The 22,136-nt window shown below is 57.4% G+C and carries 18 protein-coding genes and 2 pseudogenes; 7 read left to right on the forward strand and 13 right to left on the reverse strand.

Annotated elements, in window-relative coordinates; translation table 11 throughout:
* Positions 1-393 precede the first annotated feature (393 nt).
* The 6 genes from N2A41_RS28340 to fcl all read left to right on the forward strand — a co-directional run bounded on the left by N2A41_RS28340 (position 394) and on the right by fcl (position 8,065).
* Positions 394-1,347, forward strand: a complete 954-nt coding sequence (locus N2A41_RS28340) for a glycosyltransferase family 2 protein (RefSeq protein ID WP_260111798.1) — start codon at positions 394-396, stop codon at positions 1,345-1,347.
* Positions 1,344-2,444 (forward strand): glycosyltransferase family 4 protein, encoded by a 1,101-nt coding sequence (locus N2A41_RS28345; RefSeq protein WP_260111799.1) that lies wholly within the window; start codon positions 1,344-1,346, stop codon positions 2,442-2,444. The genes N2A41_RS28340 and N2A41_RS28345 overlap by 4 nt, the downstream gene beginning before the upstream one ends.
* On the forward strand, positions 2,438-3,580 hold the full coding sequence (locus N2A41_RS28350; protein ID WP_260111800.1) for a glycosyltransferase family 4 protein: 1,143 nt from the start codon (positions 2,438-2,440) through the stop codon (positions 3,578-3,580). Before N2A41_RS28345 ends, N2A41_RS28350 begins: the two co-directional genes overlap by 7 nt.
* Positions 3,577-5,778 carry a GumC family protein gene (locus N2A41_RS28355; protein ID WP_260111801.1) on the forward strand — a complete coding sequence of 734 codons (2,202 nt, stop codon included), beginning with the start codon at positions 3,577-3,579 and terminating at the stop codon, positions 5,776-5,778. The genes N2A41_RS28350 and N2A41_RS28355 overlap by 4 nt, the downstream gene beginning before the upstream one ends.
* 99 nt (positions 5,779-5,877) lie before the next feature.
* Entirely contained in the window at positions 5,878-6,981 is a 1,104-nt protein-coding gene (gene gmd, locus N2A41_RS28360) for a GDP-mannose 4,6-dehydratase (RefSeq protein ID WP_260111802.1), read from the forward strand.
* Entirely contained in the window at positions 6,974-8,065 is a 1,092-nt protein-coding gene (gene fcl / locus N2A41_RS28365; RefSeq protein WP_260111803.1) for a GDP-L-fucose synthase, read from the forward strand. Before gmd ends, fcl begins: the two co-directional genes overlap by 8 nt.
* A 600-nt stretch (positions 8,066-8,665) precedes the next feature.
* Here fcl and N2A41_RS28370 read toward each other — a convergent pair.
* The 3 genes and pseudogenes from N2A41_RS28370 to N2A41_RS28380 all read right to left on the reverse strand — a co-directional run bounded on the left by N2A41_RS28370 (position 8,666) and on the right by N2A41_RS28380 (position 10,463).
* Complete coding sequence (locus tag N2A41_RS28370) at positions 8,666-8,932, reverse strand: DUF2277 domain-containing protein (protein WP_260111455.1); 267 nt, start codon at positions 8,930-8,932, stop codon at positions 8,666-8,668.
* A 238-nt stretch (positions 8,933-9,170) separates the two neighbouring features.
* Positions 9,171-9,399 (reverse strand): annotated as a pseudogene (locus tag N2A41_RS28375) (helix-turn-helix domain-containing protein); the annotation flags it as partial.
* Positions 9,400-9,483: 84 nt separating this feature from the next.
* Positions 9,484-10,463, reverse strand: a pseudogene (locus tag N2A41_RS28380) (NAD-dependent epimerase/dehydratase family protein).
* An 82-nt stretch (positions 10,464-10,545) separates the two neighbouring features.
* Here N2A41_RS28380 and N2A41_RS28385 point away from each other — a divergent pair.
* Positions 10,546-10,941 carry a hypothetical protein gene (locus N2A41_RS28385; RefSeq protein ID WP_260111456.1) on the forward strand — a complete coding sequence of 132 codons (396 nt, stop codon included), beginning with the start codon at positions 10,546-10,548 and terminating at the stop codon, positions 10,939-10,941.
* Here the strand turns inward: N2A41_RS28385 and N2A41_RS28390 are convergent.
* From N2A41_RS28390 to N2A41_RS28435, 10 genes are all read right to left on the reverse strand, one after another.
* A complete protein-coding gene (locus N2A41_RS28390) occupies positions 10,923-11,570 on the reverse strand; it encodes a hypothetical protein (protein WP_260111457.1) in 648 nt (215 codons plus the stop codon). The two genes, N2A41_RS28385 and N2A41_RS28390, sit on opposite strands and share 19 nt — an antisense overlap.
* A 117-nt stretch (positions 11,571-11,687) precedes the next feature.
* A complete protein-coding gene (locus N2A41_RS28395) occupies positions 11,688-12,479 on the reverse strand; it encodes a hypothetical protein (RefSeq protein WP_260111458.1) in 792 nt (263 codons plus the stop codon).
* 17 nt (positions 12,480-12,496) lie between these two features.
* Positions 12,497-14,056: a hypothetical protein gene (locus N2A41_RS28400; RefSeq protein WP_260111459.1), complete on the reverse strand. Its 1,560-nt coding sequence runs from the start codon at positions 14,054-14,056 to the stop codon at positions 12,497-12,499.
* Positions 14,057-14,183: 127 nt separating this feature from the next.
* Positions 14,184-14,933: an SDR family oxidoreductase gene (locus N2A41_RS28405; RefSeq protein ID WP_017967220.1), complete on the reverse strand. Its 750-nt coding sequence runs from the start codon at positions 14,931-14,933 to the stop codon at positions 14,184-14,186.
* Positions 14,930-16,252: an FAD-binding oxidoreductase gene (locus N2A41_RS28410; RefSeq protein ID WP_017967219.1), complete on the reverse strand. Its 1,323-nt coding sequence runs from the start codon at positions 16,250-16,252 to the stop codon at positions 14,930-14,932. The genes N2A41_RS28405 and N2A41_RS28410 overlap by 4 nt, the downstream gene beginning before the upstream one ends.
* A gap of 7 nt (positions 16,253-16,259) precedes the next feature.
* Positions 16,260-16,691, reverse strand: a complete 432-nt coding sequence (locus tag N2A41_RS28415) for a GtrA family protein (RefSeq protein ID WP_017967218.1) — start codon at positions 16,689-16,691, stop codon at positions 16,260-16,262.
* Between the two features lie 10 nt (positions 16,692-16,701).
* Positions 16,702-18,156 carry a UbiA family prenyltransferase gene (locus N2A41_RS28420; protein WP_432416653.1) on the reverse strand — a complete coding sequence of 485 codons (1,455 nt, stop codon included), beginning with the start codon at positions 18,154-18,156 and terminating at the stop codon, positions 16,702-16,704.
* A gap of 734 nt (positions 18,157-18,890) precedes the next feature.
* Entirely contained in the window at positions 18,891-19,232 is a 342-nt protein-coding gene (locus tag N2A41_RS28425) for a hypothetical protein (protein WP_170258906.1), read from the reverse strand.
* Positions 19,233-19,862: 630 nt separating this feature from the next.
* Positions 19,863-21,389 (reverse strand): SulP family inorganic anion transporter, encoded by a 1,527-nt coding sequence (locus N2A41_RS28430; RefSeq protein ID WP_260111460.1) that lies wholly within the window; start codon positions 21,387-21,389, stop codon positions 19,863-19,865.
* A 4-nt stretch (positions 21,390-21,393) separates the two neighbouring features.
* Complete coding sequence (locus N2A41_RS28435) at positions 21,394-22,098, reverse strand: carbonic anhydrase (RefSeq protein ID WP_260111806.1); 705 nt, start codon at positions 22,096-22,098, stop codon at positions 21,394-21,396.
* Between the last annotated feature and the right edge of the window lie 38 nt (positions 22,099-22,136).

Consider the following 22,136-nt stretch of genomic DNA (forward strand, 5'->3'; position numbering starts at 1 on the left):
GTCCGCCGATTGCCCATAAGAGCAGATGTTGCGCATGTCCGTTCACCGCTACCGTGGCGATGAGTGTCTTGTGAAGCGTGGTGGGTAAGCCGCGGTTCCACTGGAATGAGGCAACAATTCTGACAGAGGCTCTCTCTGCAGGCGAAGCCTGGAAGGTTTAGGATTATTATGTTTCTGCGTCACGATCCTAGTTCTCTATGCAAGACGACGGGCGCTCTCCTTGTCGTGGCGATCTCATGGGCTCTGCGTGAGATGCTGTTTGGCCGACAAGGTCTTTTGGATATCGCCGTCACCGAGGCTCCGAACCTCGATGGCTGCGTAGAGGTCGACGTCCTAAGCAACTTTGCGCTGCTGTACAGCGGTGCATCGCCGCAACTCGCCTGAGAGCGCGTCATGGAGCAGCAGCCGGCCCTCAGTGTTCTCGTCAATAATTACAACTACGCTCGCTTCGTCGGGCGGGCCATAGACAGCGTGTTGAGCCAAGACGCGCCCAACGTCGAGATAATCGTCGTCGATGACGGCTCGACTGACCAGTCGCCGTCCGTTCTGGAAGCGTATAACAGCCGAGTGAAGGTGATCTTTCAGGAGAACGCAGGACAGGCCGCTGCGATCAACACCGCTGTGGGTTCAAGCGTGGGCGAGATCCTCTGTTTTCTGGATGCCGACGACTGGTGGGCGCCGAGCAAGCTGTCGGCGACGGCTGCAGCGTTCCGCGCAAACCCCCAAGCATCCCTCGTCTATCACCGACTGCAGCCAACGCTTGTCGATGGCAGGCCGACCTCCAAGCCGATCCCGCGAAGCCTTTGTTCGGGCGCTTTGTCGCCGCTACTCACCAGATCGGCTGGTTGGTGGCCTTTTCCGATGACGTCAGCCATCGCGGTACGACGTAGCGCGTGGAATGCCGCGGGCAGCATTCCCGAACAATTCCGCATATCAGCCGACGCCTGGCTCGTGGGGATCTATCCGTTTCTGGGGGACGTCATTGCGATGCCGGATCCGCTTGGATTCTACCGCATCCACAATAACAACTGGTATCGCGCGACCGAGGATGCGACCACACTAAGGAGGCGGATGAAACACTGGCAGCAAACCGTTGAAGCAACGAACCTGTTTCTTTCAGCCCATAAGCTGCCGGCAAGACTACATCTGACGGATCACTATCCCTATCGCATCGCGTCGGCAAAGCTGCAGGGAGCTGATGCACGCACCCGGTTCAAGCTTGCCCTCGAAGGCCTCTTCTTTGCCGGCGAGCCGAACCTGCTCAGGCGGACGCGCGATAGTTTGCGCTCGGCGCGCGGCCTGTCGCGGCTCGGTCTGGACGTCGGCTTGTCGGAGGCAACGAAATGAAGGCGCTGTTATTGGTTTCCGAACTGGAAGACTATACCATCTCATTTGCCAGCGGCGTTGCCCAACACCTGAACGTTGTGCTTGCCGTGCCACGCCGGCGCTATGCACATCTCGCCTCTTCCATCGATCCGGCTGTCGATCTGCACCTTCTGGACTGGCCGAGACACCGTTCTCTCTCCAATCCCTGGTTTCTGTACCAGCTTACGCGTCTGATCCGGCGGGAACGGCCGAACCTCATTCATCTCCTCAGCAATTCTACACTTTGGCTGAACCTCGCCGTGCCGTTCTGGCGCCCGATCCCGCTTGTGACGACCATTCATGACGTGGAAATCCATCCCGGCGATTCCGACACGCGTACGCTGCCCGGCTGGGCCCCCGAATTGATGGTGAAGCAATCCGGACATCTGGTCGTCCATGGCGAGGGACTGAAGCGGCTGGTCCTAAATCGATATGCAAAATCGGCGGACTGTGTCCATGTCCTGTCGCATCCCTCCATCCTTCGCTATGCGGAGCTCGCCCGGCGACAGAAGATGGCGCCGCGCGGAGCGGATGGAACCATACGCGTCCTGCTCTTCGGACGGATTTTTGCCTATAAGGGCCTGGAACAACTGGTCCGGGCCGAGGCCATGCTCAAGGACGTACTTCCTAACCTGCGCATCACGGTCGCAGGCCGCGGCGACAATCCGCTCATCTTCCAGCCGCTCATGGGGGATGCGGGCCGCTACGATATTCGTAATCGTTTTATCGCCGATGCAGAGGTCGCCCAGCTTTTCCTGGATACCGACATCGTCGTGCTTCCCTATATGGAAGCATCCCAAAGCGGTGTGCTCAACCTTGCCGCCGCATTTGGCAAACCTGTTATCGTTACTGATGTCGGCGAGTTGCGGGGCACCGTTCAGCCCAACGGGTTGGGAATGGTGGTCCCTCCCGGAGATGCCAACGAGCTCGCGGCGGCGATCAGGACATTGGCAGACAACGTCGAGCTTAGAAAACATTTCGGTGCCAATGCGCTCGAATGGGCCAAAGGACCGAATTCGCCTGAACGGGTCGGCGCCCAGGCCGCGGCCGTTTATCGGGAGGTGGTCGGGTCATGCTGACGGAGGCCCTCACGGACAGAAGTCAAATGGCAGCACGGAGCGCGGCCAGCGTCCGCCACTATGTTCCGGGGGGCTGCGAGAACGGCGGCGGCATTGGCAGGCTGGTCGGCTATATAACAGAGACAGCGAAAGAGACCGGCACGAAACACTTCGTCACCGATACCAGAGGGGCTCGATGGTCCAAGGTGACGTCACCCGCACGCCTGCTCGGCGCCATTCTGACGATGGCAAAGGATCGGATTGTCGCGCCAGCCCGCATTCACCATTTCCATATCGCTGGCCGCGGCAGCACCTACCGAAAACTGATCCTGACCGAGGCTGCCCGAATGTTCGGGTGCTGCCACATATTGCACCTGCACGACTACGACTACGCCGGCGACTTTGCGAAACGCTCGCCGCACCAACAACGGCTCATACGTCGGATGTTTCAGAATGCCGATCGCGTTGTGGCGCTCGGCCGGCGTGATTGCATGACGCTGACGACACTTTTGGCTGTAGACGAGCGCCGCACGGTCGTTGCCCATAATTGCGTCCCCGATCCTGGGGCGCACAATATTCGTGTCGGTCAGACACCGTTGATCGTATTCCTTGGCCGGTTGAGCGAACGCAAGGGGGTCACGGAGCTTCTGTTGGCCCTCAGCCACCCGCTCATGAAACAACTCCAATGGCGGGCCGTGCTGGCAGGCGATGGGCCTGTCGAGGATTATCGCCGCCAAGCTGACTCCATGGCGCTTTCAAATCTTGTAGAGATGCCCGGCTGGCTTGACGCCGTTGAGGCGCGAGCTCTGTGTGCGCGTGCAGATATCCTGGTCTTGCCTTCGCACGCCGAAGGTCTGGCCATGGCGGTGCTCGAAGGGCTGTCCCACGGCCTCGCCGTCGTCACCACGCGTGTCGGGGCGCATGACGAAGTCATTACCGATGGTGAAACCGGCATCTTCGTCCCAGTCGGAGACCAGGATGCCTTGGCTGCAGCCTTGGCGAAGCTGGTGTCCGATCCAGAAATCTGCATCCGCCTTTCGGTCCAGGGGCGCGCACACTATCTCAACCATTTCAGTATGACGGCCTATACGCGGTCGCTCGACAAACTTTACGAAACCATTTCCGCGAAACCCCAAGCAATGGTTGACGCCCGATGACGATTTCCACTGTTCCGCCGGACCGCAACCTTCCCATTTCACAGATGCGCTACGATCCTCGCTTTCAGGTGGAGACCAAGGCAGACAACTTTGATTTGGCAGCCGCCTTCCGTCTCCTCCGGCGAAGAATGATCATGATCATCGCGATAACCGCGCTTTTGATGGCGCCCACAGTACTTATTATCTCAGGGTTGAAGCCCGCCTATCAGGCCTGGGCCCGAATAATTGTCCACCAGCCTCTCGCAACATCACTTGGTGCCGACGATAGCCACAGTGATCTACTTGACGCGAAATCGGAGACTGAGCGGCTTCTATCCAGAACCATCGCAGAGCGGGTCGTCCATGAACTGCGGTTCAACCTGCGGCCGGAATTCAATCCAGCGCTGCGCGACATCTCATTCATTGAGAGGATCCGGGCAAAATTGCGCGGCCTGCTCGACACAGAAAAACCCACCTCGCCTGTACGCGACAACATCGACGCCATCATTCCGGAATATTTTAGGGCTCTCGGCGTATGGCACGAAGACAAGAGTGACGTTATCCAGATCAGCTTCACGTCGAATGATCCTGAACTCGCAGCCGCGGTCCCGAACCGGATCATCAGCCTCTACCTCGATGAACGGAAGGACAATCTCGGTGGCCGCCTGGATTCAGCGCAAAAATGGATCCGACAGCGCATTACCGAACAGCAGGCGCGCGCGGATGCTGCTCGCGACGCTGCCCGCAATTATCAAGAATCGATGGACGTCGTCTCGAAAGAAGATGCTCAGGATGAACGGATCAAATCAATCATAGAAGTCACTGGCCGTGAAGGGAAAATCGAAGAAAGTCGCCTCGAAGTCAAGGCCACGATATCCACGTTGGAAGCAACGGATAACGCTTCGGTCGCTGCGGAGAATATCGCCGTCCCCGACAACATTGCCACAAAGCAACGCGATCTTCGCGCACAGGAGCAAGATCTCGGCCGCCTTCTTCAGACATATGATGGCAATGCCGAGGCCGTGGTGGATTTACGTGGGAAGATCAAGGAGTCCCGTGCCGATCTCAACCTTGCGACCAAACAATATCTCCAAACAATGCGCGCCAAGCTCGCCGCACTTGATCACGAAGCTAATTCAATACAATCCATCTTGGCTGAAGCTCATGAAAAACGCACACGCGATGCGGTGGTGCAGACGGAATTGACCCGACTGCAGCATATCGCCGACTTAGAACAAGCGGCACTGGACAAGCTTGAGGATCAGCGCCGTGACCTTGCCGCCAAGGCCATGCTGCCAGGGGCGGAATTGGAAGTTTTATCACCTGCTTCAGTGCCTATCGCGTCACAGGGACGTGGACGGCTTTTCTATCTGATGGGTGCGCTCCTGGCTGCAATCTCGGGAGCCGTAACGGCTGCTTTCGTGATCGAAATGTCGGACCGGACTGTCCGGAGTTTCGACCAAATAGCTGCAATGGCGCGCACGATCCCGGCTGGACTTATCCCGCGTCTGGCGCGGTGGGAAAATTCGAAAACGATGTTCGAACATATGCCGGTCCCCATGTTTGACGAAGCAATCCGTACTGTGGTGCTTTCACTCAAACAGTCCAATGGCGGCAAATTACCGAACAGTATCGTCGTTACCTCGGCCCACAGCGGGGAAGGCAAGTCGCTTGTCGCGAGATCGCTGGCTATCGAACTTGCCGCCGCCGCAATTCCGGTGCTGCTGGTCGATGGCGATCTTCGGCGGGGAAGACTCAATTCGTTTTTCAGGTCGGGTTTAATGCACGGATTGAACGAATTCCTGAATGGTCACGCCGATCTCCGCGACATCGTCTACCGCCATCCAAGCGGTATCGACTTCATTCCGTCTGGAAAATTCAGTCTCCAGCGGCGCACCCGTTCGAACGGCCTGTCAGAAATCATCGAGATGGCGAGCGCGGGCGGCCAGATTGTCATCTTCGACAGCGCGCCGGTGCTCGCCTCGGCGGATACCGTACATTTGACTGCCCTGGCGGAAAGAACACTGGCAGTTGTCAGGTGGGGAAAGACGAGCCGCCGCGCGGTCGAGTTCAGCTTGCAGCAAATGAAAACCTCGCGAAATTCGGAAATTGTTGTGGCGATCAACAATGTAAATCCGGAAAGGCATGCGTTGTATAATTTCAGTGACTCGGAGTTATTTTCGAAATCCTTGATGAAATACTACAAGTTAAAATCGTAGATACACCTAATATAAGCCGCAATAAGTCACGTTTATGAAACTGTACGCACTAAACATGAGAATATACTGCTGCATTAGTATTCGAGTTAGAGGGCAATCATGGATGCGGGAATGACAAAGAACGGAAAAGTCGCGCTGATTACGGGTATAACAGGTCAGGACGGTGCGTATTTGGCCGAATTGCTCCTGGAGAAGGGCTATATTGTTCATGGCCTCAAGCGACGCTCATCATCCTTCAACACCAGTCGCATCGAACATCTATACGAGGATCCCCATGTCGAAAATCCTCGCTTTATTCTGCATTACGGGGACATGACCGATTCAACGAACCTCATCCGCGTCGTTCAGGAAACGCAGCCGGACGAGATCTACAATCTCGCCGCACAGAGCCACGTTCAAGTCTCTTTCGAAACGCCGGAATATACGGCTAACGCCGATGGAACCGGCACCCTTCGGCTCCTTGAAGCAATTCGCCTCCTGGGGCTGACCAGGAAGACCCGCTTCTATCAAGCCTCCACTTCAGAGCTCTACGGCAAAGTTCAGGAAGTCCCGCAGAACGAAACGACGCCGTTCTACCCCCGATCCCCCTATGCGGCGGCCAAGCTCTACGCTTATTGGATTGTGGTCAATTATCGCGAGGCATATGGCATGCACGCCTCGAACGGCATTTTGTTCAATCATGAAAGCCCGATCCGCGGCGAGACATTCGTGACACGTAAAATCACCCGGGCGGCGGCTGCGATCCATCTTGGGCTGCAGGAAAGGCTCTATCTCGGCAATTTGGATGCCAAGCGCGACTGGGGACATGCACGAGAATATGTCCGCGGCATGTGGCTGATGCTGCAACAGGACGAACCGGAGGACTATGTCCTTGCGACCGGCGAAACGCACTCGGTTCGTTCCTTTGTTGACAAGGCCTTTGCCAACGTGGGCATGCCGATTGATTGGCGCGGGAACGGGGTTGAGGAAAAGGGATACGATAAGACATCCGGTCAGTGTGTGGTGGAAATCGATCCAGCTTACTTCCGTCCGACTGAAGTTGATCTCCTGATTGGCGATCCGGCGAAGGCGCACACGAAGCTTGGCTGGAAACATGAGACCAGTCTCGATCAGCTGGTTGCGGAGATGGTTCGCGAGGATCTGAAAGTCATGGAACGAAGTGTTCCGTCGGTCGGTGTAACCAGAGGTTTTGCCCATGCCTGAGGTGATCTACAGCCTTGCCGGAAAAAGGGTCTATGTTGCGGGCCACCGCGGCATGGTGGGCTCTGCGATCGTGCGGCGTCTCGCTTCCGAGGGCTGCGAGATTTTGACGGCCACTCGCGCCGAGGTCGATCTCAGACGGCAGGACCAGGTGGAGGCCTGGATGATTAGGAATCGTCCCGACGCTGTCTTCCTAGCTGCTGCGAGGGTCGGTGGTATTCTCGCGAACGCTACCTATCCAGCCGACTTCCTTTACGACAACTTGATTCTGCAAGCGAACGTCATACACGCGGCCCATAGAGCTCACGTCGAAAAACTGATGTTTCTGGGCTCGTCCTGCATCTATCCGAAATTCGCCGATCAGCCGATCATCGAGGACTCACTTCTGACTGGATCACTTGAGCCCACGAACGAATGGTATGCGATCGCCAAAATTGCCGGATTAAAGCTCTGCCATGCCTACCGCAAACAGCACGGTAGAGATTTCATCTCGGCCATGCCTACCAATCTTTATGGTCCAGGGGATAATTTTGACCTCGGGTCGAGCCATGTCATGCCGGCGCTCATACGCAAGGCGCATGAGGCCAAGATCAATCAGCAGCAAGAGATATGCATCTGGGGGACTGGCACGCCGCGGCGCGAATTCCTGCATGTTGACGATTGCGCCGACGCCTGCCTCCATCTCATGAAGACCTATTCCGCCGAAAATCATGTGAACGTAGGTTCGGGCGAAGACATTACCATCCTTGATTTGGGATACCTCGTCTCCAAGGTCGTAGGTTTCGAAGGCAAGATCACGCGCGACCTCACCAAGCCAGATGGCACGCCACGTAAACTCTTGAGCGTCGACAAGCTTCGCACTCTCGGCTGGGCGCCTAAGATAGGTCTGAAGGAGGGTATCGCGGACGCCTACCGCTCCTTCCTGGATGGGCATTATCTCGAACGCAGCAACAAGGCTTTGTCGGGCGACTTGATCGGTCAAAGCGATATCAATTTTGAAAGAGCCAAAACTTCGGCGCTGCACACGCCCACGCTCTCCGCGGTCGCACATCATCCCTTGCGCACAGCGAATTTGCACGAGGGATAATCGGGTTTTGTCTCGGCGGGCCGCATATGGGGGGGAGCAAATAATGCAACGAGTTGAAATTAAGTTGCAGCACTAATTTTCCGATAACCGTGTGGGTGATGATTATCAGAGCGGCAATGGATTTTTTCACAGTCCAGATCCCGATATCGCTTGTCGCGTTCTTACACGGATAGTCCAATCCATGTCGGATGGCTCCGCGAGATTACCTTCGAGCCGCGGTGGGCACTCTTTCCTGAAGCAGGCATTCAGTTTCTGCTCGCCGATCTTTTGGTGCCCGTGGGTCATCGACGAGCCGGTGAACCCGCTCAATCTGCTGAGCGATCTATCCTCCTGGCGCAGTCCGCCCGGCCTTGATGCCGACTGTCGGCAGGTAAAGCCTCAAGAACGCGGTACACCTAATTGACGGTAAGCGCGAAAAGCAAGATGCGTGTGCTCGAGCCAATCTTGCCGACGGTCGAACGGGTCGACGTCTCCTTGAGACGCCTCAGCCCGCTACACCTTGTCCAAGGCGGGCAAAGCGGCGACATCAGGTACGGTCTTCGGCAGATCATAACTCTCTGAAGCTATGGTAACTGTTTCAGTGACGCGACGCCCTACAAATCATGCGAACCTGGCCAGGTTTTTCGCGCGCGCTTTTGCAGCTTCTTCCTCGCGACTGTGCGGCGGATGTGAAGTCTCAAGCGAATTGAGCAGTTCGCGCGCGCATGCCGCGATGGAAACGATTGCGTGTTCGAACGCTGCCTCATTGCGTTTCGAAGGTTTGGTCGTTCCACTCAGCTTTCTTACGAACTGCAATGCGGCATCATGGATTTCCTGATCGGTCGCCGGCGGATCGAAATTGAATAGCGTCTTTATGTTTCGGCACATGACTCGCTCCTAGTCATCTTCATCTCCTTTCGACCTTAAGACGACCTGCCCACTCACCGGGCAGCGCAGGTGCTGCGGTCCTTTGCAAGATCTTATGGCCATCCATCAGACCGTATCCTAGGCCGCTCCACCTCGGTTGTGAACAAAGATACCGTTACCGCCGTTGTCGGACCGGATGAAGCCAACCTTTGTTGCATTAATCACCTCACGGTACCCGTCGCCGTAGCGGCTACCCTTGATAATCCCGAACACCATCGCTGATTCGGTTGTTCGAGGGCCGGCCGATCGCCTTATGCCGGATCGACGCCGCACCGGCCGTTCTGATCCGCTCAAACGGCCGTCGCGCTTGGCGCTCGCTGAGATCAAGCACATGCGCCGCCGACACCAGCGTCATGCGGCCGGCGATCACCTTCTATCGAGTCTCGATCCCGTTGCAGGTCGCGCTCGCTCATCGCTATCGGTCCCATCCGCAATCGCCACTGTCATCAAACCCGGGACGATCTGAGGATGCGCTCCGGCAAAGGACCCGACCGGACTCCAAGCTGCCCGAATCAGCGCCGCGCGGTCCGCAGTTGCGGTGATTGCTTGTCCGTCTTCAGCTTGTCCCTGAACCAGTCGAGCGTTAGGGCCACACCCTGTTCGTAACTGATCTTGCACAACCACTCGGGCATGACGTAATGCGCATTGGTCAGGTCCGGCCGCCGGTTGGTGGGGTCCTGCGGTGGTGACGGCTCGAAGACGATCGGTACGCCGCCGACAAGCTTAGAGACATATTGCGCGACCTCGAGAACGGTAATCTCGCGATCATTGCCGACGTTCAGAGGGCCCTTGTAGTCGGTTTCGTTGATCCAGAAATAGCGCGAGAAACCGTCGACGATGTCATCGACATAGCCCCAGCTGCGGGACCGCTTGCCGTCGCCGAATACGGTAATCGGGCGACCCGAGAGCGTCTGGGTGACGAAGTTGGAAACGGCGCGTCCATCGTCGGGCCGCGTTCGCGGGCCGTATATATTGAAGGGTCGGACAACCTTGACGTTCAGTCCCAGGGTGCGCTGCATTTCGAACAACAGCGATTCCGTGCAGCGCTTGCTCTCGTCGTAGGACGAGCGTGGCCCGGTACAGTCGACCTGGCCTTTGTAGGATTCCGGCTGCGGCGAGACCAGCGGGTCGCCATAAACCTCTGAAGACGAGGTGAACCCGAAACGACCGCCCTTCTTCAGGAGATCGAGAAGCCGCATTGCCCCGAGAAGATTGGCAGAAATCGTCCGCTTCGGCTCCTTCATGTACCAGGGCGGCGACGCGGAGAGGCAAGATGGTAGATTTCATCGAATTTGTCGGAGGTCTGCAGCGTTTCGACATCCGATTTCACGAAGTGGAAACGCGGGTCCTTGATGTGCTCGATATTCTCGAGAAGTCCGGTCCAGAGGCTATCGACGACGACAAGTTTCTGAATGTCCGTCCTGAGCAGAAGGCGGTCGCACAGATGCGATCCGATGAAACCAGCTCCGCCGGAAACCAATACGGTTTTCATTTGCATTGCCCCTCGTGATATCAAGAAAGGTAATTGTTTATTGGCGGTCCCTGCATGACTGTAATTGCTGCAAAATTCTACGATGTACTCGTACGACAAACTTGCGGCAAGGCGAATAGTCCTGCTATCGATCCTTGGCAATTGCGGCTACAGCATGGCGTTCGATGAGGAAAGCATCTTGGCGGTGGCCACGCTCGAATCCTCCGAGAGCCGGGCAATGGCGTCGCCGCTTGGCTGGATCCACTATACGCTCTTCCTCCTGCCGGTTCTTTTGCATCATTGGCAGCGGCCGTGGGCATGGCTGACGGCCGCAGCTCTGGTGATACCCGTCCCAGTCATACTTGGTTACTTCGGTGCTCCCCGTCTAGCGCAATTAGGGCCCGGTTCGGTCTACGCCTGGGCCCTCTTACTGCTCCTCATCGGCCTGATCGCTGCTGAGCGGAAAAGGCAATCTGCTGCTCATGCTTTCCTGCGGTAGATGCGCCAATTCGTTGTCTCCCGCACCTTCTCGTAATGGCGGGCGATATAGTGAGCAAAAACGTCGCGCATGCCATTTGCCGTCCAGATTTCTATCGGCCATTTGGGATCGAGGATCAGGTCGATGTCTGAAAACATCTCCTCCGCGGGTGGATGATATTCGGGACCGAGAGTCCGTCCCCAGTGATACCAGGCGCTGTCGCCAACGGGCGGTGGGAGCGCCAGGCCGGCCGAGAACGGGTTGACGAAGTCCAGTACGGCGACAGTCTCTTGGCCTGCGCTTAACTGAGACAGCACGTCCGATGCCTCAGCCAGAGTGAGATTATACCGCACAAAATAGTCGTACTGACCAACACTCCACGTCTCGACAAGCCGAATCCTGGAAAACGCCGGCAGCGGCATGGGCTCGCCGCGCCCGGCAAAGGCGTAACGGGCATGAATGGCGACAGCCGCGGCATTGCTTATCGCCGCCGGCACAAGCAGAAAGGCCAGCAGGAGCGGCAAGACGAGGCGAGCCTTCCGGTGCAGTCGGGAAAGCTCGGCCTTCAGAAGAGATTGAGTGATGACAGCTGCGCTCGGCCCCAGCGTCAGGATGCCCGCGCGTTGAAAGTTTTGTTCAATCAGCAGCACACCGGTTAAGACGCAAAAAACGATAAAAAAAAGATGGCGGTAGCTTGGTGCGAGGACAAGAAAGATGCCGGCGGCAATCGCGTAGACAGTGAGGCCAGCGAAATTGTTCAGGAAAACTTACCCCAGAGCGCCGAGGGCCGGCAGCCCGCCGCTATTCTCGCCCGCAAGGCGCAGATCGGCGAGGTAATTGAGGCTGCCGCGCCAGAGAAGTTCGATTGCCAGGACGCTTATCGCGATCATCCCGAACGCCAGCGCCGTCCACCCGATTTGACGTCGGTCGGTTGCCAGGAAGACCAGAAATGCGAGCTCTACAACGCTATAGGTGATCTTCGTGTAGAGCATGAACAATACGAGGAAGCTTGCACAGGCGGCATCCATGGCCCTGCTCTCAGCGCTGGATAAGCGGGGCAGGTACATGACCAAAAGAAGACCGAGCGAAGCCCAGCCCAGCCGATTGTAGAACATCGCAAATGTGAGATCGCCGATCCGTTCTCCAGGATTGGCAGGAGCCGCGACGAGCAAAAGCAGAAAAGCTGCCAACGGCAAACCGAGCGCCTTGTGCATGCGGCTGCCGAGGATCGCCGCGGCAACGGCCGCGAACAGAAGGATGACTATGGCCATTCCCACTGGCATCGCACCACCCATACTTCCCGAAAGGCCATAGCCGACAGCGGGAATATAGAAGGTGAGCGCTCCAAGCGACGTATGGAAATCCACGTTCGGAACTTGTCCCGACCAGATGCGATGCGCACCATCGAGAAAAACAAACAGATCGTTGACGTATTTGGAGGTGATCGTCTGGTTAGGCAGAGCGAGAAGACCTGAAAGCACCAGAGCAAATGGGACGATGGCGGTCCACCAGACGTATTGGCAGCCCGCCCCTGGCGATGCGCATTCCCTCTCCGGCATCGACCTCACCGCCTGCGTCACCGCGCCTCGCTTTCCAACGCGGCCTGGCGTCGCTGATAAATCGTCCACTCCGGCGTTTTCTGCACCATGTCGAAATTCTTAGAAATGAACGGCCCATACAGCTCCTGTAACGGCAGACTATTGATGCCGGTCTTCGGCACCATCACAATCTTCACGTCGGCGAACAGTGCTTCTGGTGGAATATAGGCCTTCTCATTGATATTGCGGTTCCAGTGGAACCAGGCGGTGTCACCTGTCGGAGGGCGTATCCCGAGTCCCGCGGAAAAGGGATTGACGAAATCGAGTACGAAAACCCGCTCGGGCGGAATTGGCAGGGCTTGAAGTAAAGCCCCACCGCTTTCGATACTGTCGAGGTAGCGCCGAATAAAATCTGGCTCCCCACCGGGCGGGTCGATTTCCCGGACGTCCTCAAATTGCGGAGGACCGAGAGGTTTGCCCACATTCTCCGCGGCAAGTGCGGTGTGGAGAGCGATCGCCGCTCCGTGATGGACGATGGGCGGCAACAGAAAGAAGATTAGAAGCAGTGGCAGCGCAGCTGCAAGACGAGCGGACCGCTCCATCTTCGCGCTTTGGTCGACAGATCGGAAGCGCCGTGCTTTTTCCGCCAGGACGGCCGCTCCGCAATAAAGGGTAATAATACCCCAGCTGTGGGCGTTCTGGTTGATAATTGCCAATCCTGCGACCGCGCAAAACCCACAGTAGAGGAGGTCTCGAAGACTGCGGGTCTGCCACAAGGCAATCAATGAAAAGGCAGTGAAGACGACCAGATCCGAGGAATTCTCACGGATATTTTTCAGTACGCTGAAGACGTCATGATCACCACTGACCCGTGCGGCCGCCCGCAGATCCTCTAAGTGCTGAAGCGTGCCGCGCCAGAAGAACTCGATGATGATCATTGCGAGCGCGGTCAGAAGCAGGCTGAGCAGGATCCAGAAACGCTGCTGCCGGTCCAACAACAGGAAGATCAGAAACATTACGCCGCAGAGACCATAGGTCGCCTTCGTATAGAATTGGACAAGCAGAAGAAAGGCCGTCGCCAGACTGTCTGCAACGTCGTTGCGGGCGGCTTTCGATCTCGGCTCCACGTACATCACCAGGATGAGGCCGAGAGCGACCCACCCGATGCGATTATAGAACATCGCGAAAGAAAGAAGCCGGACTGGACTTCCGAGATTGATCGGGACAGCCAGAATCAGGATCAGGAATATGCCCAAAGCGATGGCTAACGGCGAGCTGAGGCGCGAAAGAAGGATACGTATCATTGCAGGCATGAACGCGACGATCAGGAGCGCCATTCCCATCGGTATCGCGGCGCCGAAATTTCCGGACAGGAAGTAGCCCAGGGCAGGGATATAGAAGACCAACGGTCCGAGCGCCGTATGAAAATCACGGTTCGGCACCTGTCCAACAGCGATACGATGCGCTCCATCGATGAATATCAAAACGTCGTTGATGAAGGCTGTGTTGATGGTCCGTCCAGGCAGGGCAAGCATGGCGGCACAGATTGCCGCGACCACCAGGAGCGTAACTTTTGCAGAAAAAAGGCGGCGCCTCATCTAAACCCCGCCCTTTCCCAGGACAGATCTTGATCCGCATCGGCGCGAGGAAAAAGCCGTTTAAAACAATGGAACATGCCGACGAAACGGACAAGGCAATCTCTAGCTCTTATTCCCCAGGTATCGATCACAGCCGCAACCTCTTGAAGATCGGTTCCGGGATGCCTCGGACTAACGTCATGAGCGGATACCAAATCCGCCTGACATAGACGACGTCCCCTCCCTTGCCGCCCTCGGCAACGGCGAAAATCCTGTCAGCGACCTCTGCAGGCTCGGCTGTCAGCAGTGGCGGAAGCTTCATTCCGTCAGTCATTCGCGTTCGGACAAAGCCGGGTTTAACGGTGAGGACGCGTACACCGGCGTTAGATAGTCTGTTTCTGAGGCCGGACAGAAACGCCGTCAGGCCAGCTTTCGCGGCGCCATAGACATAGTTTGATCCTCTCCCGCGATCACCGGCGACCGAACTTATGCCGACGATGGTGCCAGACCCGCGCGCGGCAAAGCGGCTAGCCAGGAGGCCGAGCATCAAAGCCGGTCCTTCGAAGTTTGTCCGCATTACCATGGCGGCGTGTTCGAGGTCCCTTTCGGCGCGGGCCTGCTCGCCGAGTTCGCCGACGACGCAAATGGCCGTGTCAAGCAATGGCGATACGGTGCTCAGAAATTCTTCGAAGCGGCCGGTATCAAGGATATCCAGCTCATGGACTGCGACGGCGGCGCCGGTGCGCGTGACGATGTCATCGGCTTCTCGTTGGACAAGCTCACGCCTGCGTCCGGCCAAATGAACATCCCAGCCCGCCTCAGCATAGACCAGGGCAGTCGCACGGCCAATATCCGACGTCGCGCCAATCAGGAGCAGTGTCTTGCCGATGGCTTTCATATGCCAAGCCTTTTTCCCAGCTGGGAACTAAAGTGACCGTCGGCTCCCGTTGTTCGCCGCACCTCTTTGAACGCCTGTAGTCGGGGGTAACCGGCTTCGAACGTATGACGGGATTGCCTTGCATCTTTGGCGAGATAGAGCCGCCCTCCCGCCGCGACAACCAGCTTATCAATTTCGTCTAACAACTGGAACACGTCGGGCGCGACCGGCAGGTCGAGCGCGAGGGTATACCCTGGCGCCGGAAATGACAGAAGGCCTGCGCCGCCCTTCAGCCTTTTCAGAACGGCCAGGAATGAGGCTTTTCCAGAACGAGCGAAACGATCCAGTATGCTGCTCAAAACCGGGAGCGCGTTTTCGTCAGGCACCACGCATTGATGCTGCAGGAAGCCGCGCTTGCCGTAGAGCCGATTCCATTCGAGAAAACCGTCAAGGGGGAAGAAGTAGCTGTCCCAGTGGACCAACGAGGTTCGGGCTGCTTTGCGGGCACCCGCCCGATAGTAAAGATGGTTGAATGCAGAAACGCTGGCTCGGTTGAGCGTCCAACCAGGCAGGTCGACCGGTACTGAAAAACGAGCCGCCTTGAAGGGAGGCAATAGCGCTGCTTTCGGCATTTGAGCAATGTCACTCGGACTGGCGTGCTCGCCGGCAAAAATCAGCGAGCGGCCGAGCGAAGGGCCCCGCGAGAGGCAATCAATCCAGGCAACGGAATAGGTCGCGTCGTCAGTTTGCTTCAAGGCTTTTAGTGTATCGCCGAGATTTTCTGTAGAGACGGTCTTTTGAACAATCCACCCGGTACTGATGTGCCTCAGCTTAAAAGTAGCTTCAGCGATGATGCCCGTCAGACCCATACCGCCGAGCGTCGCGAAAAAAAGCTCAGAATTCTGGCTTCTGCTGCAGATGAGGATCTCACCACTGGCAATAACCAGCTTGATTTCGCTAACGTGTTCGCCGAACCCACCGTCGCGATGATGGTTCTTCCCGTGCACGTCGGAGGCGATCATTCCCCCGACAGTGACGAACTTCGTTCCTGGGACCACGGGGGGAAAATAGCCTCGGGGGATGAACGACCTGAGAATGTCCGACAGCATGACGCCACCTTCGACCGTCAGGGAGGCGTTCACCTCGTCGAACCTTTTCATCCGGCTCAATGCACCGCAGTTCAAAGTGAGATGCTCACCGATCGCGGCATCGCCATACGAGCGGCCGCTGCCGCGAGCAATCAGACCCGCGCACGATGACACCGTTCCAGGCAAAGCTTCCGGCAGCTTGCAATCAAGCACTTCAATATCGTGGCGCGGATAACGTCCCCATCCCTCCATCAGCCTGTCACGCCCCCTGCAACTTGAAAACGAATTTTCGGTCGAGCGCGAATTTCGAGACGTAGCCAATCGCCAGGCCGATTGCCCCGCCTGCGTACTTCGCAAGATCCGTTCTCCAGACTGCCCAGAAGGCAGTTTCGAACCCCCAGAATATGATCGTCGTCACGACGCTGAACAGGCCGTAGAGGACGATCTTGAGCAATTCGTCACCATGCGAGTCGTATCGGTCAAAGAAGATCCACCTTTTGTCGAGGAAGTACTTGAGCCCGAACCCAGCGGCGGTGCCTGCCAGCATTGACGGCACCAGGCTCTGCGACGGGTATATCTTCACGACGGCCGCCTGCACCGCAAAATTTGTCAAAGTCGAGAGGATCGCGAACGCGATGTAGCGAACTGCGATACGGGTCGACTTCCCTTCACGCGCGTAATGGGAACGCATCTCGCTCACCTCATAACGCGGCGATCACAAAGGCGCCGGCAACGAGCAGGGTTGCGAGACTCACTTTGTCTTTGATCGCAAATACGATCGGATCGTCGTGCATCAGTCCCCGATGGGCCAGCAACAGGATACGCGCAATCCAGCAAGCCAGGATTGGTCCCACCAACCATAAAATCCCTGGCCGGGTGTAGAGATCCTGCACGCCGTCGCTTGCAGCGTAGAGAGCATACAATGTGAGCGCGTTCATCCCGGCCCCCGCCGCCAATGCGCCGATCATGCCCACGTCTCCATTCTTGTAATCGCGGCTCTTGGAGTCGGGTAGATTCGCGGCTCGGCGAGAAATGAGCTCCGTATATCGCTTGACGAGTGCAAGCGAGAGGAACCAGCTCATCATGAAGGCGAGCAGCCAAGGAGAGGGCCAAACTGAAATCGCCGCCGACCCTCCTACCACGCGTGCTGTATAAAGGGCTGCAAGGGTCACAACGTCGAGGATCATTTTTCGCTTCAGAAAGAACGAATAGGCGGTGGTCAACGCAAAGTATCCGGCGAGCACCAAAATGAAGGCGGGTGAAATCGTGAGGGCAACCATAAACGACAACAGAAGGAGAATGGGGATTACCACGAGCGCGTGTGAGAGCGGGATATCGCCGCAACCCAGCGGCCTGCGGCATTTGCTGCGATGTGCGCGATCGTCCTGAAGGTCGACCAGGTCATTCAGCACATAGACGCTCGAAGCGCAAAGCGAGAAGGCGGCAAAAGCTAGAGCGGCATTGGCGAGACTTTGAACATCGAAGAGCTGATTTGTCAGCAGCGGGATAAAGACCAGTGCATTCTTGACGTATTGATGCACCCTCAGCAACCGCGCCCAAGTCCGCCAGGTCGGCTTGTCGTGCGCAAGATGCTCGACATTGTCGCATTGGCGCGATAGTTGCCGAGCAACCCTGGCCGACGTCCGAATCGCGTATGATTTTCCAGCGTGACGCCATACAGGCAGATCTGCGGCGTCGTTGCCAACATAGTCGAAGCCACCATGGCCAAAGGCCGCAACGAGCTTTTCCGCCTTCACCTCGGCGGCGCAGTTAGTCATCTCGTCCGTTGCAAACCAACCGTTGAGTACACCTAAATGGTCGGAAACGCGGGAGACGAGGCGCTCGTGCGTCGCGGATGCGAGATAGACCTGACGTCCCTCTTCCCGCGCCGTCCGGATCAAGTTCAGAACCTCGAGATCAAAGGGCAGGATAGCCGGATCGAAATCCGCCGGTGCGGAAAGACGGTGCTTGAGGCATGCCTTTCCCCGGCACGTTGCCAGGAAAAGGTCAACGATGGAAAAAGGGCGGCGCCTGAGTTCAGAGAACGCGGCCTCAATCAGGAGGTCGGATCGGACCAAGGTGCCATCGAGGTCGATGACCAGCGGTCGCGACGACTCCGAATATTGCGGCGTCGACGAGCCGCCGAGCGATGATATCGTTCGACGAGGTGCAATCCACTCGTTCTCCTGGCCCGTCGGCAGAAAATCTCTTCGAAGCTCAAACTCCTGGCGCAATTCGCTCAAAGGATTTCCCTTTTTACTGCGGGTCGGTGGAAATCGCCGAACAACGGCCACGCCACTTAGTTCCATGACGCCCCAAACGCTGGCGTCCTAACGGTGCTCGACGTTCCTGCACCTCCAGTTTCATACAGGCTGCGGATCTTCCTGCGCGAAAGGAATTATCAATGCTCAACCTCGCACCTGCTCGTTGCCGTGGTATGACCTGGTTGCGCTGAGCGACGTACTCTGCCGGACGGAGTTTCGACGGCAGGAACAAACCGCTGATGTGCCGGTTTGGTGCCCTATACGCAAAGACCGGACGAACGAAGCGATGAACTTGGCACTTGTTCTTGGGACATTGACACTGACCTGCTGGATGGTCGGCGGGGCTATTGCCGTCTTCGGAAATGCCGAGCAATGTCACCCCCACCGTCAGCGGATCAGCGAGTTCGTCACTCTCGGCTTGAACATCCTTGGACTCGTTTGCGCAATCCTTATGGGAGCCGTTCTGGTCGCGTAGAAATGCCGAAACAGTTGAACGCTTGTTAGGTTACTGGAAGCTTCTCTTGGCGCAGCCAGCTTTGCCCACTGTGTCGTTAAGCTTGGTGCCTGTGGGGTCGCCTTCGCCATCTTTGAGACTACGTGCGTTGGCACATCCTACATCTAGGTTGTCAGCTGTAGATCCAGCTGGCGATCGCCACTGCCAGCGCAACAAGAGCCAGCGTGGTGATGAAGATGCGCAAAGGGTTAGAGCGCGTCGTCTGGGGTATGGTCCCTGCACTCCCGGGTTCACGCATGGCGACATCGTAGTTGCTTTGGCGATCGGCCGCTCCCCAGTTCTGAGTATGCAGCGCCGTCTCGATCTCTTCGTGGCTCATCGGCTGACCTGCGGCCTCAGCATCTGTTTCCAGGGGTGCGGCTGCAGGGTCAAATCCCGATCTGATGTCTCCACTGTCTCCTGATTGGATTCGACCGCGTACTTCGGCAGCGGTCTTGCCATCCTTCTTGATCATCGCGGTTCTCCGAGTTCGCTTGAAGTTGGTGCCGCGCCGTCGCCCCCGCTCAACCTCCAGATCGAGATCGAGCCCGCGGTGATGATGAGGCCGACAATGATGACAGCAGCCACATAGGACGAAAGCAGCCATCTGGGTGAACCTTGGTCCATTGTCGATTCTGCGCTTCCTACTGCTTGTAAGCTTTCAAAGCGTCCGCTCGCTGGGCGCCTGTCCGCCAAGACCTGGGTGACAGCACTCCCATGGATGACGGGCGCTGCGTTGGCTTGCGTGCTGTGACATCGCCGTTCCGATCCACTCCGCCAACATCAGGATGCCTGCGAGGCAAATCAGCGGCAGTGGAGCACTCTTGCCGTGCAGATGCCGCTAACATTCAAGCTCGGCAAAGGTTCCACTTGTTTCGGCTCCGGAGGCCAATTCGAGTGTTGCGGCCTCCGCGGATCGGCTCCGAGACTCGGCAACACATATCGAGTCGAGGACGAGGTAGGGGAATTCGAGGACTGAGCAAAGACGCTCGTGGCCATTCCAGCTGCAAGCAACCGTCTAATTACCCTCCAATTCGTCCGGCTGACGACGTCTGCGTTTAGAGACGAGCGACGGGAGAGCAATGGAGCTGCTCTCCCTTGCAGGTCAGGCGGCTTCGGCTGAGAATCGGTCAAACAGCGGCTTAAGGCGGGGATGACGGGCGGTCCGGGGCGGATGGATCTCAACGATTCGCCCAGATTTCGTCTCGCGCCGGAGCCATTCGCTAATCGTCTCAGCGCTGGTGTGATCCATGTAAAACAGATGTTTGCCGATGATATTGACTTTGCGGCCGTCGGGTAGCCCTTCGAAAGTGCTGAGTAGCGCCGGCACGTCTTTGCAGGTGACCGCTCCGCGCAAACGGACGTGAATTTCGTCGTCGATCTCAGCATGCCTGATTACAAGCTTTCGGCGCAGATAAGGGAGAATTTCCAGTATCGACAGCGCAAGGCCGAGCGCCACGCCAACCAGCAAATCCTGAAGGACAACCATTGCCACCGTCACTGCCCAGATTCCGACCGGTACAAAACCATGGTGCTGGAACAAGTGACGCACATGGTGTAGACTGATCAGCCTCCAGCCAGTGACGAGGAGTACGGCGGCAAGCGCCGTCAATGGCACCATTCCCAACACTCCCGGCAAAAGCGCCACCAACGCCAGAATCCAAAGTCCATGTAAAATCGCCGAGGTGCGCGTGCGAGCTCCGGCCTGGATATTGGCCGATGATCGAACAATGACACCCGTGATCGGCAATGCCCCGAGCAATCCACAAAGGCCATTACCGACGCCTTGGGCGAATAGTTCCTTGTTGAAACGGGTACGTTCTCCATCGTGCATTCGGTCGACGGCGGCCGCGGAAAGAAGCGTTTCGGCGCTTGCAATGACGGCAATCATCAACGTCGCTAAAATAATGCCGGGCTGCACTAGCTGGGCGAAATTCCCGGCCGTCGGAAAGGATATGCTGTCAATCAGAGAGGCGGGCACGTCCACGCGGGCGATCGGGAGTTCAAGCGTGATTGTCAAGATTGTAGCGGCAGCAACACCGACAAGAGCTCCCGGGACGAGCGACAGTGATTTCGGGCGGAATTTCTCCCAACACACCATTGCAAGGAGAGCGATAAGGCCGACCAACAGTGCAATGGCCTCGTTGGTGACACTGGTGCCCGTTAACCGGCTGACGCTCTCGTCGATGGCGGTGACATTCTCTATGCCGTCTGCGGCGGGTTTGGCACCCATGAGAACATGGATCTGTCCCAGGATGATCAAAATGCCGATGCCGGCGAGCATGCCATGAACCACCGCCGGAGAAATCGCTCTGAACCACGAGCCAATTCTCAGGAAACCCGCCACGATCTGCAGAAGTCCGACAACGAGGAGCACAGGACCGAGCATGGCAATGCCATGCTGTTCGACGAAGCCGAAGACGATCACGGCAAGACCGGCGGCAGGCCCGGAGACCTGTAGAGGCGACCCCGCGAGCAGGCCGACAACGATGCCACCTACGATACCGGAGATCAGCCCCATGGCCGCGGGCACCCCCGATGCGATCGCAATGCCGAGGCAAAGTGGAATAGCAACAAGGAAAACCACGAGAGACGAAGCGAGGTCGCGTGAAACAGAGCCGGTGTTTGTCATGGCACTACTCCCCTGCAAGCGCTGCGGCAATCCGCGGCATGACATGGGGATGGCCTCGTCCTGTGAAGGCCACCGGCAGCGGCTCCCCCTCCTGTACCTCCGTAAACCTTGCCAGAACCCCGTCATACACCTGGACCTCACCCGTCTCGATGTCGAAGAACCAGCCGTTGAGTGTGATTTCGTTGGTCGCGAGCTTTGCCGCCACTGATGGATGGGTCTTCAGGTGGTCAATCTGCACGACAACATTTTCCATCGCTACCGCACGTACACGCTCAGCGTCGGAAAGGTCGTCGGGATAGGCTTGGCAAACAATCGAATAGGCCGCGTGGCTGTGCCGCAACCAGGCCGAGACGTTTGGCATTGGTTCCAGCATTTGTGGGTGGCACAGCCCTTTCATCGCCCCGCAATCGGAGTGACCGCAGACGACAATGTCACTGACGCCGAGCGCCAGGATGGCGTATTCGATTGCGGACGAGACGCCGCCGTTGAGGGTCGAGAAGGGGGGAACGATATTGCCCGCATTGCGGCAAACGAAGAGATCGCCGGGGCCGGACTGCGTTATCGTTTCCGGCATCACGCGGCTGTCGGCGCAAGATATCATCAGCGCATGGGGCTGCTGGCCTTCGCGCGCGAGTTTGCGGTAGAGCGCCGAGTGGGTCGGGAACACGGCGCCGCGAAAACTGGAGATGCCTTTCAGGAGATCACCCATATCTGGATCCTCTTTCTGGCCGGACTTTGGAATATCTC

The organism is Rhizobium sp. SRDI969 (assembly GCF_025152725.1).
GTDB lineage: Bacteria > Pseudomonadota > Alphaproteobacteria > Rhizobiales > Rhizobiaceae > Rhizobium > Rhizobium leguminosarum_I.

Bases quoted from the DNA above. Each gene is read 5' to 3' on its own strand.
- N2A41_RS28340 (WP_260111798.1), top strand. From the start codon at position 394: ATGGAGCAGCAGCCGGCCCTCAGTGTTCTCGTCAATAATTACAACTAC.
- N2A41_RS28345 (WP_260111799.1), top strand. From the start codon at position 1,344: ATGAAGGCGCTGTTATTGGTTTCCGAACTGGAAGACTATACCATCTCA.
- N2A41_RS28350 (WP_260111800.1), top strand. From the start codon at position 2,438: ATGCTGACGGAGGCCCTCACGGACAGAAGTCAAATGGCAGCACGGAGC.
- N2A41_RS28355 (WP_260111801.1), top strand. From the start codon at position 3,577: ATGACGATTTCCACTGTTCCGCCGGACCGCAACCTTCCCATTTCACAG.
- gmd (WP_260111802.1), top strand. From the start codon at position 5,878: ATGGATGCGGGAATGACAAAGAACGGAAAAGTCGCGCTGATTACGGGT.
- fcl (WP_260111803.1), top strand. From the start codon at position 6,974: ATGCCTGAGGTGATCTACAGCCTTGCCGGAAAAAGGGTCTATGTTGCG.
- N2A41_RS28370 (WP_260111455.1), bottom strand. From the start codon at position 8,932: ATGTGCCGAAACATAAAGACGCTATTCAATTTCGATCCGCCGGCGACC.
- N2A41_RS28385 (WP_260111456.1), top strand. From the start codon at position 10,546: ATGTACTCGTACGACAAACTTGCGGCAAGGCGAATAGTCCTGCTATCG.
- N2A41_RS28395 (WP_260111458.1), bottom strand. From the start codon at position 12,479: ATGCCGGAGAGGGAATGCGCATCGCCAGGGGCGGGCTGCCAATACGTC.
- N2A41_RS28400 (WP_260111459.1), bottom strand. From the start codon at position 14,056: ATGAGGCGCCGCCTTTTTTCTGCAAAAGTTACGCTCCTGGTGGTCGCG.
- N2A41_RS28405 (WP_017967220.1), bottom strand. From the start codon at position 14,933: ATGAAAGCCATCGGCAAGACACTGCTCCTGATTGGCGCGACGTCGGAT.
- N2A41_RS28410 (WP_017967219.1), bottom strand. From the start codon at position 16,252: ATGGAGGGATGGGGACGTTATCCGCGCCACGATATTGAAGTGCTTGAT.
- N2A41_RS28415 (WP_017967218.1), bottom strand. From the start codon at position 16,691: ATGCGTTCCCATTACGCGCGTGAAGGGAAGTCGACCCGTATCGCAGTT.
- N2A41_RS28425 (WP_170258906.1), bottom strand. From the start codon at position 19,232: ATGATCAAGAAGGATGGCAAGACCGCTGCCGAAGTACGCGGTCGAATC.
- N2A41_RS28430 (WP_260111460.1), bottom strand. From the start codon at position 21,389: ATGACAAACACCGGCTCTGTTTCACGCGACCTCGCTTCGTCTCTCGTG.
- N2A41_RS28435 (WP_260111806.1), bottom strand. From the start codon at position 22,098: ATGGGTGATCTCCTGAAAGGCATCTCCAGTTTTCGCGGCGCCGTGTTC.